This is a genomic window from Pseudomonas izuensis, from assembly GCF_002356535.2.
Lineage (GTDB): Bacteria > Pseudomonadota > Gammaproteobacteria > Pseudomonadales > Pseudomonadaceae > Aquipseudomonas > Aquipseudomonas izuensis.
The window spans coordinates 3,241,290-3,254,785 of sequence record NZ_AP017423.2 but is presented as its reverse complement, the minus strand read 5'-3'; the positions used below and the strand labels follow the sequence as shown (position 1 = coordinate 3,254,785).

The following is a 13,496-nucleotide window of genomic DNA, read 5'->3' as shown; positions in this document are numbered from 1 at the left end:
TTGATAAGCCATATTTTTGCTCGTTTTCCTAAATCGCCGAGTGCCGCAACATCATGACCTTGACTCATAACAAATCATGGAGCAGAGCGTGCACGACTTTAGCTACTGGCAGCAGCGGGCTGCCAAACAGAATTTTGCCGATAAGGCCTGGATTGACGGTCGCTGGGTCGCAGCTCAATCCGGGGCAAGTTTCAATTCCATAAACCCCGCAACTAATAAACTTCTTGCGAATATAGCTGCCTGCGGCGATGTCGAGGTTGACCTGGCAGTAAGGGCAGCGCGGCGTTCTTTCAACCAAGGGCCATGGGTTCGTATGGCTCCGGCTGAACGCAAGAAAGTCCTGCTGCGCCTGGCCGAGTTGCTGCTGGCCCATCGCGAGGAGCTTGCACTGCTTGAATCACTCAACATGGGCAAGCCGGTGATGGACGCGTACAACATTGACGTGCCTGGCGCGGCAAACGTATTCGCCTGGTACGGCGAGGCAGTAGACAAGATCTATGACCAAGTCGCGCCAACCGCGCGATCTGCATTGGCAACCGTGACCAGGGAAGCACTCGGCGTGGTCGCCGCGGTCGTCCCTTGGAACTTCCCTTTGGATATGGCTGCCTGGAAACTGGCGCCCGCGTTGGCTGCAGGAAACAGCGTGGTTCTCAAGCCTGCCGAGCAATCCCCGGCTACCGCTTTGAGGTTGGCCGAGTTGGCTCAGGAAGCGGGCATTCCTGACGGCGTCTTCAATGTGGTTCCTGGCTTGGGGGAGGTCGCTGGCCGGGCATTGGGCCTGCACCCTGATGTGGATTGCCTTGTGTTCACCGGCTCCACTCAGGTGGGCAAATATTTCATGCAGTATTCCGCACAGTCGAACCTCAAGCAGGTGTGGCTGGAGTGCGGCGGAAAAAGCCCAAGCCTGGTATTTGAGGATTGCCAAGACCTTGACCTGGCCGCTGAAAAGGCTGCCTTCGGCATCTTCTTCAATCAGGGTGAGGTCTGTTCCGCCAACTCCCGTCTCTACGTACAACGCTCGATTCGAGACGAGTTCATGGAACGCTTGATCGCCAAGGCAAGCCAATGGATGCCGGGCGATCCTCTGAACCCGGCAAGTCGTGCAGGGGCGATCGTAGACACCCAGCAAGCGGATCGAATCTCGTCTGCAATCGAGCAGGCTTCGTCGCAAGGAGCCCGGCTTGTGTGCGGGGGCAATCGCCTGACCTTCAATGGCTCAAACAACTTCATCGAGCCCACCATTTTTGCGGATGTTCAGCAAGACATGGCGCTGAGTAGAGACGAGGTCTTCGGGCCAGTATTGGCTGTCACGGCATTTGACACTGAGGAGCAGGCACTTTCGATGGCTAACGACAGCCTCTATGGACTGGCCGCGTCTGTCTGGAGTGATGATCTCAATCGAGCTCACCGTGTAGCTCGAGCGCTTAACGTGGGCACTGTTTCAGTAAACACAGTGGATGCGCTTGACGTCAGCGTGCCTTTCGGCGGCGGTAAGCAGTCGGGTTTTGGGCGGGACTTGTCTCTTCATTCTTTTGACAAATATACCCAGCTGAAAACGACCTGGTTCCAGCTACGTTGATTCTGAGAGGGCAGATAATAATAGGCTGTCAGGGCGCGCTAATTCCCACTATAGGGTGATATCGGTTACGTATTGCTCGTGGGATAATCACAACAAGCAAGCAAGCGATACATTTGGACGCCTCAGGAAAGGAATCCCGAGGCGCCTACAAGCACAGGTGGCGTGTGGTGGACAGTGAACAACTTGCATCAGTGCAGTGGTATCAACAGATGGCAAAAGTGGTTCTCGCTGTGGGTCGACCTGAGTTTGTGAGTACGCTAGTTAGAGCCTTTAGCGTACTTGCGCCACTCCAGGCTACGACGGTTTACCTCTATCCGCACGACGGTCTGCCCAAGGCCTTGTTTGAACGCGACGACGAGGGGCCGTGGTTACCGGAAGGAAACGTAAAACAATATCTCTCGGGCTTTTATTTGCTTGATCCGTTTTACAGTGTTTCTGTCGAGAGTGTCGGTTCAGGTTGTTATCACTTGGCGGATGTCGCTCCCGACCACTTTGAGCGAAGTGAGTACTATGTGGCCTTTTATCAGCATGCCCATATTGAGGATGAGCTTAATTACATTCTTCAGATTTCGCCTGGCTATACAATTGCGGTATCCCTGGCCAGTGCCAGCAAATTAAACGAGCAACAACTGCAACAGTTCAAGATGATAAGTCCATGGGTGCTGGCGGTGCTCAGTAGACATTGGGAAGGGTTAGGCGCCGATACGCTTAATGGTATGTTTGAAAATCAATTCGCCCGAAAAATACATACTGCGTTAAACAATTTCGGTAGCTCGGTTCTGTCTCAGCGTGAATGCAAAATTGCGCAACTGATATTGAAAGGGCATTCAACCCGCTCCCTTGCTGAGCGTTTAGCCATATCTGAGGATACCGTTAAAACTCATCGTAAACATGCGTATAGCAAGCTGAACATTGCCTCGCAATCGGAATTATTTTCCTTGTTTATCCATTCTCTCGCGCAAGCTCAGGATGTTTTTTTCAAGGATCCATTAGAAAACTATAGGGGCGCAGACAACAATCCGTCCCCGCCATCAATCCAAAAACAAGAAGGTGATTGAAATGAATTTACCATTCAAGCCAGGTCGGGCGACTGAAGATTACCAGGCCTCGGACGCGGCACACCACATTCACGCTTTCCTTGATCAAAAAGCGTTGAATGTGGAAGGGCCACGAGTGATGGTGCGAGGTGAGGGCCTCTACCTCTGGGACAATGATGGTAATCGCTATCTTGATGGTATGTCGGGTCTATGGTGCACCCAGTTGGGTTACGGTCGTACCGACCTCACTGCGGCAGCCAGTGCGCAGATGAACCAATTGGCTTACTACAATATGTTTTTCCATACCACGCACCCGGCCGTTATCGAACTGTCGGAACTGCTGTTCAGCCTGCTGCCCAAGCACTACAGCCACGCGATTTATACAAACTCAGGTTCAGAAGCAAACGAGGTGTTGATCCGCACCGTGCGCCGCTACTGGCAAGTTGTCGGCAAGCCTGAGAAGAAAATCATGATCGGTCGCTGGAACGGTTACCACGGCTCGACACTGGCGGCCACTGCGCTCGGCGGTATGAAGTTCATGCATGAAATGGGTGGCATGATCCCGGACATCGCGCACATTGATGAGCCGTACTGGTATGCACAGGGCGGCGACCTTACACCGGCTGAATTCGGTCGTAAATGCGCGCTTCAACTTGAAGAAAAAATTCTGGAACTGGGCGCCGAGAATGTCGCAGGGTTCATCGCAGAGCCGTTCCAGGGTGCCGGCGGCATGATCTTCCCGCCTGAAAGCTACTGGCCGGAAATCCAGCGGATCTGCCGTCAATACGACGTCCTGCTTTGCGCGGACGAAGTGATCGGCGGGTTCGGGCGTACCGGTGAATGGTTCGCTCACGAGTACTTCGGATTTGAACCCGATACGCTGTCGATCGCCAAAGGCCTGACCAGTGGTTATGTACCCATGGGTGGGCTTGTACTGTCGAAACGCATCGCAGAAGCGTTGGTAGAGCAGGGCGGAGTGTTCGCACACGGCCTGACCTACTCCGGTCACCCCGTTGCAGCCGCGGTCGCGGTGGCGAACCTGAAGGCGTTGCGTGATGAAGGCATTGTCACTCGGGTGAAGAATGATTCAGGGCCCTATTTGCAAAAGTGCCTGCGTGAAGCCTTTGGTGACCATCCTCTGATTGGTGATATTCAAGGAACCGGTCTGGTTGCTGCGCTGCAGTTCGTTGATGATAAAAACACTCGCAAACGCTTTGAAAATGAGAATGATCTTGCCTGGCAGTGCCGTACTTTCGGGTTCGAAGAGGGCGTTATTATCCGCTCGACACTTGGCCGCATGATTATGGCCCCGGCGCTGGTAGCAGGGCACACGGAAATTGACGAGTTGGTTGATAAAACTCGCAAGGCTGTAGACCGCACCGCGAAGCTCATCGGCCGGCTTTAAACATTCCAAGGCCCGGAGCGTCGACAAACTTTTCGTCGACGCTCTCTCCCCCCCAAAACATTTGCCTTTCGCTGGAGTCGTTCGTGACTGCATCGGTTACGTGCGCGCTGCCAGCGGGGAGGGCAGAGATAGAATTTTATTCTGAAGGTTGAAACCGCCTTTTGAGTGAATCTTGATTTTTTCAGTTGCCGGAGATATTCGGCGACGCGTTTCCTTTCAGCCTGAAAAACAGGCAATAAAGTACTCTCATGATTAAGGAGTTCGCAATGACTACAAAAATAAGCGTACCCGACTCTTCTGGCCATGCTGGCGAGAAAACAGAATACTCCGGCTCTTCCGCAACATTCAGAAAGTCCTTGGGCATACCCGCACTGGTACTTTTCGGATTGGCATACATGGTTCCCCTTGCTGTATTTACAACCTATGGGCTTGTCACGCAAATGACCAAGGGCAACATGCCCACCGCGTATTTGTTCACGTTAGTCGCTATGCTGTTGACCGCCTACAGTTACGGCAGAATGGTTCAAGCTCACCCGTACTCAGGTTCGGTTTACACTTACACTCGGAAGGCATTTGGCGCTCATTTTGGGTTCATTGCAGGCTGGACTCTATTACTCGATTATATTTTTCTCCCTTTGTTAAGTTACCTGCTCATTGGGATATACATGTCAGAGTATTTTCCAGCGGTCCCTGCTGCGGTGTGGGCTTTGGGCTCTATTGTGCTGGTCACCGGGCTAAATCTTGTCGGAATAGAATCTGTTAATCGCGTAAATCTCGTTCTTGTTGTTGCGCAGTTGGTGTTCATCGTTGTTTTCGTAGCGCTTTCCGTAAGTAAGCTTAATGGCCAGGCGAGCGAGGTATCTTTGATGCTTCCGTTCCACAACTCTGAATTTAGTTTGCCGCTTGTTTTTTCTGGTGCGGCTGTTCTATGTCTTTCGTTTCTTGGCTTTGACGCTGTATCAACGATGGCTGAAGAAACTCGAAACCCTCGCTTCCGCATCCCGGTAGCTATTATGGCCGTAACATTGATAGGCGGCGTTTTGTTCCTGGTTGTGTCGTATTGTGCACATCTGATTTTCCCTGAGTGGAAAACTTTTGCAGATGCAGACTCAGCCTCTGTCGATGTCATGCGCCGCGCCGGCGGTGAAATGCTGGTGACAGCGTTTACTGCTACCTATGTCGCGGGCTGTTTTGCCTCTGCAATGGTTTCTCAAGCCAGCGTTTCCCGGGTGCTTTTCGCCATGGGCAGAGATGGAGCGCTACCTCGAGTCTTTGGCGTCCTGCATACCAAAAAGCGAGTTCCAGCGGCAGCGATCATTGTTGTCAGCGCTCTATCGCTGATTGCGTTGTTCATCACACTGGATGCCGTTGCAAACATGATTAGCTTCGGTGCCTTATTTGCGTTTTCCGCAGTGAATCTAGCAGTGATAAAGCACTATTTGATCGATGAAAACAAAGTAGGCACTAAAAACTATCTGCTCTATGGATTTATTCCAGCGCTAGGATTTCTCTCCACCCTATGGCTTTGGACAAGCCTGTCACACATGTCATTTTTGATCGGCTTGAGCTGGATGGCTGTTGGGATCATATGCCTGATCTGCCTGACCAGAATGTTCAGGGTAAAATTGCCAGAGTTGCAAATGGCCGAATAATATTTGAGTGGTGAGAGGTGCTGCTTCAGCCTCTCATCAGCTTCAGCCTGTGGATCAACATCAGTTCTTGCAGCTGACACACGGACGAAACATTCCAGCCATATGATTCGCGTCACTAAATCCAGGGGAGGTAGAGATGAATCGGCCATCAAGAAGCATTCGCAAACTGCTCGACTCAGTCGCCACTAACAACGAGACCGCAGCACTCGATGTGATGCGCGCAGCAGAACAGCTCCAGGACGAGGTGCTTCGTCAACGGTTGCTCAACATGATTCACAGGCTCAACCAGGACGCCTATGATTTGCGAATGGCGCGTGACGAAATCCAAGGCGGCGCCATAAAGCTCGCGTGAACGGTCTCGGAGGCGTTTCTCAGCTGCTCCTTCGGGCCACTGAGGCCCCGATGTTCATAAGCGCCTGTTACCCTGATTTCGAGACCCTTTAGCCAGAAACCAGGTTAGAGTCTTCATCATTGTCTGTTCCTAAGCCCCCCACACGATTCGCGTAGTCGCCACAAGCGGTCCCAGCGAACGAACCGGGCAAAAAAACCGAATATTAATCGTTATGTGAAAAATGAATCGTCCGCTGTTTGTTTCTCTAGATGGGCCCAAGGGTGCCGGAAAAACCACACTGTTGGAGGCCGTTACTAAAGTATTGAGGGCAGACAACAAAAAGGTGATCCGACTTTGCGAGAGTAAAAGCGATCCCTATAGGGGCGAAACAATGACGCTCGTTAACAAACTCGTCAGAAATCCCTCCCGGGATTTGGAGTTGGAGGTTTGTGAGCGCTTTGCTGATAGCCGTACCTGGATTTCCCAGCATGTCCTGGCTAAACAGCCACCAGGCAGCATCATCCTGATCGATCGCTGGTACCCGTCTGAAGCCGCATTTCGCCGGATAGTCCCGTTTGCAGAGATTCTCCAGTTGAACATTAATCGAAACGTGCGAGTGCCAGACCTGCATGTCGGGGTTGTTACCGCCCCTGATATTTCATGGGCGAGGGCAGCGGCACGACGCCGTGGGCTGAGCAGTACTGTGATCCATAAGCTGGAAGAACATGTCGCTTGTACCAAGGCGTTCGAGGGAGCGATTGCAGATAACGGCTGGGTTTTATGCCGTAATGAAGGAGCGATCGAAGACGCAACGATGCAGGTGATTTCCGAGATCTATGGAGTCCTCTCTAGTCATATGCAAGGCGCCGTTTCACCCAGGGTGCTTTAGTGCGGAACCCCCAAGTTCGTCATGTCTCGCAGCTGAATGTTGATGACGACGTCTCTGCTAGTAATGGTTAGACGCTCGGTAAGCCGCATCCAGCCATTAAAAAAAGCACCCCTTACTCCCATATATCATGATTTTTCAAAAGCATGAGCCTTCCATATAGTCCCTCCCATGCCCACTTGAAACACGGTTGTGTTTCCCTTGATGCGAGAACTTTATGGAAAATAAGAAACGCGCCATCCAAGCTTCAGAGGTAGGGATGGGGACTCGAGTCGTATGGGGAGGAGAGCAGGTTCAACATCCCTACAATGCGACCCAGACACCCATTGTGGTCAGTGCCGCCTATGGCTATGACGATATCGATAAGTGGTATGACGTGGCATTGGGAAGGGAACCCGGCTTCATTTACAGCCGGATGAGCAATCCCACCGTCTCTGTCTTGGAAGAGAAACTTTGTGAGCTCGAAAACGCAGAATCTGCTGTAGCTTTCAGTACTGGAATGGCCGCAATCAGCGGTGTACTACACACCTTCCTATCCTATGGGCAGCGTGTGGTTTCTACCCGGGATAGTTACGGTGGCACAAACAAGATCTTTGAAGAGTTTCTTCCGCGCATGGGAGTCGAGGTCACGCTTTGCGAGACCCACGACACAGAGTCTATCGAGCAAGAGATCGCGAAAGGCTGCAGCGTCCTGTACCTGGAAACACCCACGAACCCAACACTGAAAATCGTTGATATTCGGCGCCTTGTGGCGGCGGCGAAGCGAGTGGGTGCTTTGGTTGTTGCAGACAATACATTCGCGACGCCTCTGAATCAAAATCCGCTGGCGTTAGGCGTTGATGTGGTTGTGCACAGCGCGACCAAATTCCTGTCCGGTCATGGGGATGTACTCGGCGGCCTGGTTTGCGGCGCCGAGCATTTGATGTCTAAAGTTCGCCATTACCGGGAAATCAATGGTGCCTCCCTGGATCCTTTTTCGGCGTATCTAATCATCCGAGGCATCAAGACTCTGGCTCTGCGTCTTCGCCAGCAACAGGCGAGTGCGAAGCTTTTGGCCGAGTACCTCTGTACCGAGTCGCTGGTCGAGTCGGTGAACTATCCGGGGTTGCCTCAACATCCAGGTCATGACATCGCTCGTTCGCAAATGAACGGATTTGGAGCCATTGTCAGCTTCGTGCTCAAAGGAGGCATGGACACAGTGACTCGCTTGCTGCCGCTGCTCAAGTATGCGCATCGGGCGGGTAATTTGGGTGCTGTCGAGACCATCTATGGGCCTGCTAGAACGACCAGTCACGTGGAAAATACCTTGGAAGAGCGTCAGGCACTTGGAATCTCCGAAGGTTTGGTTCGAGTGTCCGTCGGTATTGAAGATTCAGCAGATTTATTGGCTGACCTAGAACAAGCCTTCACTCTTGTCCGAAGCAGACAAAGTGATGCAAGTCCTCTCACTGACAGTTCACAGCGTTTCAGTGAGGTCAGCGTCTAAATACCGATGGGGCTTTCGATATTCAGCTTAAGCCATTCATGAAGAATGAAAATAATAAAATTTAGCGACAACAAAATTGTACTGCCCTAAAGCCAGTTACGAAAACGCTTGTTCGCACCTTTCATGAGAAAACGATTATGACCATACAGTTAGACACTAATCGATCCGATCCAAACTCGCATTTCAAAAAAGAAATGCAAACTCGACACATTGTTATGTTGGCGTTGGGAGGTGTGATCGGTACGGGGTTGTTTCTGACCTCTGGCTACACGGTCAATCAAGCAGGGCCGCTCGGTGCAGTGATCGCTTACATCATTGGTGCAGTGATGGTGTATTTAGTCATGGTCTGTCTCGGTGAATTGGCTGTACAGATGCCGGAAACCGGATCGTTCAGTAGTTACGCAACGCGATACCTGGGCCCAGGCACAGGCTATACAGTGGCCTGGCTTTACTGGCTCACTTGGGCAGTAGCGATAGGTTCAGAGTTTACTGCTGCGGGCATCCTGATGGTTCGGTGGTTTCCCGACACACCGGTCTGGATTTGGAGTGCGCTGTTTGCCATTGCAGTTTTTGTAAGTAATGTCGTCTCTGTCCGGCTGTTTGCGGAGACTGAATTTTGGCTTTCGCTGATTAAGGTTCTAACGGTTGTCACGTTCATTGTGATCGGTGGAGCGGCAATTATCGGTCTTGTTCACACGCAGAATTTGCAGGGCGCGGGATTATCCAACTTCACCCGTGAGGGGCTTTTCCCCACCGGATTCTTACCTATTGCAATGACTCTCTTGGCTGTTTCTTTCGCATTTTCCGGTACTGAGCTGATCGGAATTGCGGCAGGTGAAGCGCACGATCCACAAACTAGCGTGCCCAAGGCAATCCGCACGACAGTAGTACGTTTGGCGCTGTTCTTCGTGGGGACAATTTTCGTCCTGGCGACGTTACTGCCACGAGAACAAGCGGGGCTCGTAGAAAGTCCGTTCGTGATGGTGTTTGAGCTGATTGGCATCCCATACTCCGCCGACATTATGAACTTCGTCATTCTCACGGCACTGATCTCCGCCGCTAACTCTGGTCTGTATGCCGCATCGCGCATGCTGTGGACATTGAGCGATCAAGGTCATATGCCTAAGTGCTACGCCAGGCTCTCCAGCCGCGGCACACCGGTGAATGCCATTGTTCTCAGTATGGCGGGGGCAGTGGCTTCTCTGCTCAGCAGTGTGCTTGCCCCTGATACGGTTTACCTGGCCTTGGTGTCCATTTCCGGTCTGGCTGTTGTAGTCGTCTGGATGAGCATCGCAGCAAGTCAGATCGCGTTCCGTCGGCAGTACGTCGCTAATGGTGGCCGAGTTGAAGACCTGCATTTCCGTGTGCGTGGTTATCCGTGGGTGCCTATCGGTGCAATGTTGTGCTGCCTCCTGGCCTGCGTCGGTATTGCATTTGATCCTGAGCAGCGAGTGGCGCTTTATTTCGGCCTGCCCTTTATCGCGTGGTGCTATTTCGTTTACTGGATCACTCGGAACAAGAGAGCGGAGCGGTTGGCTATAGCAGCAGCGGTTCATTCCTCTGGCACCGCGTGAACATCTCAGGCAATGATTGAGCATTGATAAAGTCCTGATGAGGTTGCGCCGATGAGTCAAAAGTCACTACCACCCTTAAATTGGTTGAGGGCATTCGAAGTATCGGCGCGTTATTTAAACTTTACCCACGCGGCGCAAGAGCTCCATTTGACTCAAGGGGCTGTGAGTCAGCAGATCCGCCAGCTGGAAAGCCACCTCGGCGTGGCGCTGTTCAAGCGCTTACCTCGAGGGCTTGATTTGACCGAGGAAGGGCAGTCGTACCTGCCTGTCGTACAAGACGCAATCAGTCGCCTGGCAGTTGGCACAAACGAGATTTTCGGCCAACGCAATAGAAGGCACGTGAAGGTGCGCGGCAGCCTTTCTTTTCTGCACTACTGGTTGGCTCCCCGACTTGCAGATTTCTGTCGGGAGTATCCCCAGATTGATATTCGATATATCAGCAATGTTTGGGTGAAAGAGCCGGACGGCGAGGATGACCTGGAGATTCGTTGGGGATGCGGTGAGTGGTCGGGTTTGCACGCTCAGCGATTGACTTGGGACATCCTTCAGCCTGTTTGCTCCCCAGAGCTCATGGCCAGGGCCCCCATACATGAGCCTTGCGACTTGGTGAACCATTCTCTTCTTCATGTGCTGGGGTACGAAGAGGGTTGGGGTTACTGGTTAAAACGTGTGGGCGCAGACGATGTCGACTACTCCCGCGGCCTCCAGTTTGACACGTTGATTTCCACGATTCGCATGGCGGAGTTGGGGCAGGGCGTTGCACTGGCGCGCTCCTCCGTGGTTGAGGATTTACTTAAGAATGGGCAATTGGTTGCGCCATTCAATCATCGGATCGAAGCAAGCGAATCTTTTTATCTGGTGCACGAGCAGAGCAAAGCGCTATCTCCGGATGCCACCCACTTTTCAACCTGGCTGGTGGCTCAAGCCCATCGCCTTTTGTAGACCTGAATTGGAGTAGACATGCATTACGTAAGCACTCGCGGCGGTGACATGCATGCTGATTTTCGCAGTGTGGTTCTGTCGGGGCTCGCCGAAAATGGTGGTCTCTATGTCCCGGCCAGTTTGCCTGTCTTCACCGAGAAACAGATTGCCAGCTGGTCGTGGCTGCCGTTTGATGAGTTGGTTTGGCGAGTGGTTTCGCCTTTTGTTGGCTCTTCCATAGACGAAAGCACTCTACGTGCCTTGCTCAGTGACAGCTATCAAGAGTTCAAGCACCGCGCTATTACGCCACTTGAGCAGATCGGGCATAACGAGTGGATACTCCAGCTGTTTCATGGCCCGACCGGTTCTTCCAAGGATTTCGCGGCGCAATTGCAGTCGCGCCTGGTCGAGCATTTTCTGGAGGAGGTCGGTAAAGAAGCGTTGGTGGTCGGTGCAACTAACGGTGATACCGGCGTCGCGGCGCTTGAAGCCTTTGCTAACTGCCCGGCTGCCCGCATGGCGATACTGTATCCGCGCGACGGGCTTGCGCCTGAGCAACTCAGTGCCTTGCAGGCAGCCGACCCGCAGCGGGTTCAGCTGTTTCCGGTTGACGGAAATTTCGATGATTGCCAGACGCTGGTCTCTCGGCTCTTGCGTGAGTGGCCATTGGACGGAGTGTTGCCGGTCTGTTTCAACTCGACCAATTGGGTCGGCGTCCTGGCCCAGATCGTTTTTTACTTCCACGCGGCCTTGCAACTGGGCGGTGGCACGCGTCCCGTTGGCTTTAGTGTCCCAGCTGCCAGCTCGGCCGAGATCTACGCCGGTTACATTGCGCAGAAAATGGGACTACCCATCAATCAGGTGATCATTTCCACCAACAGCAATGATGCCTTGCACCAGTTTTTTCATTGCAATCGCTACTCCACCCGGATGACTAATCGAACAGTGTCGCCGGCGATGGACTTCTCGTTGTTTTCCAACCTTGAACGGTTTATCTGGGAGATTTACGAGCACGATGGTTGCTCAACAAATGCGCTGATGGAGCATTTTGAAAGTTGCGGAGAGATGAGCATCGGCAACCAGCAATGGCTGCGTGCTCGAGTGCTCTTCGATTCCTATGCCGTACACGAATCCCAGGTGCGCGATGAAGTAGTCGAGCTGTTCCGAGAGACAGGCTCGGCCATTGATCCTCACACCGCTGTCGGTGTACTGGCCGGCAGGCTTCATCGACGCAGCCTGGGCGCTCCGATGGTCACCTTCGGGCAAATTGCGCCGGCCAAGTCAGCGGCGCTGTTGACCGAATTGGGCGTTTGGCAAGCATGCGTTCCGAGCACTGTCGAGGTGCGCGCTCAACCACCGTACCTGGCCAAGGGCGATCTGGACGGTCTGTGCCAGGCTCTTCGTCAGGCACAGCCGAGGCCTGCATGAAGCGCATTCTCGATCCGTTGGACGAACGCATACTGGCCGAACTTACTGCCAATGCGCGAATAGCCCATATCGAATTGGGTGCCAAGATCAACTTGTCGCGCAATGCGGTGCGCCAGCGCATCGAGCGTCTTGAGCGCGACGGTGCGATCCAGGGCTATACGGTACTTCTCGGTGAGTCGCGGCGGCCTACGTCGCTTATCAGCGCGGTGATCTTTGTCTACCGCTACGACCGCATGCGTGGCGAAGAAGTCCTGACCGCGCTGCGCTCCATTCCCGAGGTCGTGCAGTGTGAAGTACTCAGTGGTGAGTTCGATTTAATGCTGCGTGTGAATGCCGCCACACCTGAACGTGTCCATCTCGTGTGGAAGGAAATCGCGGCCATGCCAGGGGTGGAAAACACCGTGACATCGTTCGTCCTTTCAGCGGTGTTTTGACAACCGAGCAACTGCATTGACCTGAGCAGCCATTTGCATCGGATTTGACCAGCACGCTTCCTAGTCTTGACCGTCAGAGAACGACGCAAAGTGGACACTCACCAAGGCTGCATTTCAGGCATCACAATATTCGACTCGATCTTTTTCCCCATGCTGATGCGCGGTTCCGTCGAGTAGCCTAGAGATTCGTAAAAGGCTTTGACGATTTCATTTGTGCTGACGATTTGCAGGTTGATTTTCATGCAGCCACGTAGAGTCAGGGCGTCCTCAGCATGACGAATAAGTTTTGCGCCAAGGCCCTTTCGACGATGTGCGGGATGCACCGCAACCGAGTACAGCCAGCCACGATGGCCGTCATATCCCGCGAGAACGGTGCCGACAACCTCATTTCCTGCCAATGCGACAAAAAAGAGACCGTCCTTAACGGCTAGTTTTTTGTCGATAGCAAGGCTGGGGGTGTTATGCGCGGTTTCGTAGCCGAAAACGGTTTCCCAGAGATCCACGACGCAACGGCGATGGTGTTTATTTGAGTAGTCGGCAATAGCATCCATGGTGTAGCCCTCACATTGAAGGGGCTGACGCTAGCGCCTTGGTGTGGGTAATGTCCACTGTCTCTTATTGGCCTCTTTCTGCCTGTCGCCGCTACCGGCGGCAACGGGCAACTCTTTGCCGATCATGGTTTCGATGAGTGCTTATCAAATCCGAAGCAATCGATGGTCAGTTCGAGTGCAAGCAGTTGATCATGTGAAGTGCAATTTCGGAG

General features: G+C 52.9%; 12 protein-coding genes. 11 read left to right on the top strand and 1 reads right to left on the bottom strand.

Annotation, left to right across the window (positions count from 1 at the left end; genetic code table 11):
• Positions 1-76 precede the first annotated feature (76 nt).
• From LAB08_RS14550 to LAB08_RS14500, 11 genes are all read left to right on the top strand, one after another.
• Entirely contained in the window at positions 77-1,579 is a 1,503-nt protein-coding gene (locus LAB08_RS14550) for an aldehyde dehydrogenase (RefSeq protein ID WP_436799347.1), read from the top strand.
• A 209-nt stretch (positions 1,580-1,788) separates the two neighbouring features.
• Entirely contained in the window at positions 1,789-2,637 is an 849-nt protein-coding gene (locus tag LAB08_RS14545; RefSeq protein WP_096515391.1) for a response regulator transcription factor, read from the top strand.
• A 1-nt stretch (position 2,638) separates the two neighbouring features.
• The gene (locus LAB08_RS14540) at positions 2,639-4,021 is read left to right on the top strand and encodes an aspartate aminotransferase family protein (protein WP_096511517.1); all 1,383 of its coding nucleotides are present in this window, start codon (positions 2,639-2,641) and stop codon (positions 4,019-4,021) included.
• Between the two features lie 266 nt (positions 4,022-4,287).
• The gene (locus tag LAB08_RS14535) at positions 4,288-5,673 is read left to right on the top strand and encodes an APC family permease (RefSeq protein ID WP_096511519.1); all 1,386 of its coding nucleotides are present in this window, start codon (positions 4,288-4,290) and stop codon (positions 5,671-5,673) included.
• 136 nt (positions 5,674-5,809) lie between these two features.
• Entirely contained in the window at positions 5,810-6,025 is a 216-nt protein-coding gene (locus tag LAB08_RS14530) for a hypothetical protein (protein WP_096511521.1), read from the top strand.
• A gap of 220 nt (positions 6,026-6,245) precedes the next feature.
• Positions 6,246-6,893 carry a dTMP kinase gene (locus LAB08_RS14525; protein ID WP_096511523.1) on the top strand — a complete coding sequence of 216 codons (648 nt, stop codon included), beginning with the start codon at positions 6,246-6,248 and terminating at the stop codon, positions 6,891-6,893.
• 214 nt (positions 6,894-7,107) lie between these two features.
• Entirely contained in the window at positions 7,108-8,376 is a 1,269-nt protein-coding gene (locus tag LAB08_RS14520) for a cystathionine gamma-synthase family protein (protein WP_096511525.1), read from the top strand.
• A 137-nt stretch (positions 8,377-8,513) separates the two neighbouring features.
• Positions 8,514-9,950, top strand: coding sequence for an amino acid permease (locus LAB08_RS14515; RefSeq protein ID WP_096511527.1), 1,437 nt, complete (start codon positions 8,514-8,516; stop codon positions 9,948-9,950).
• Positions 9,951-10,001: 51 nt separating this feature from the next.
• Positions 10,002-10,892, top strand: coding sequence for a LysR substrate-binding domain-containing protein (locus LAB08_RS14510; RefSeq protein WP_096511529.1), 891 nt, complete (start codon positions 10,002-10,004; stop codon positions 10,890-10,892).
• An 18-nt stretch (positions 10,893-10,910) separates the two neighbouring features.
• Positions 10,911-12,299 (top strand): threonine synthase, encoded by a 1,389-nt coding sequence (gene thrC / locus LAB08_RS14505; protein WP_096511531.1) that lies wholly within the window; start codon positions 10,911-10,913, stop codon positions 12,297-12,299.
• On the top strand, positions 12,296-12,733 hold the full coding sequence (locus tag LAB08_RS14500; protein ID WP_018925939.1) for an Lrp/AsnC family transcriptional regulator: 438 nt from the start codon (positions 12,296-12,298) through the stop codon (positions 12,731-12,733). Before thrC ends, LAB08_RS14500 begins: the two co-directional genes overlap by 4 nt.
• A 98-nt stretch (positions 12,734-12,831) precedes the next feature.
• Here the strand turns inward: LAB08_RS14500 and LAB08_RS14495 are convergent, their stop codons facing one another.
• Positions 12,832-13,284, bottom strand: a complete 453-nt coding sequence (locus tag LAB08_RS14495) for a GNAT family acetyltransferase (protein WP_096511533.1) — start codon at positions 13,282-13,284, stop codon at positions 12,832-12,834.
• Positions 13,285-13,496 lie beyond the last annotated feature (212 nt).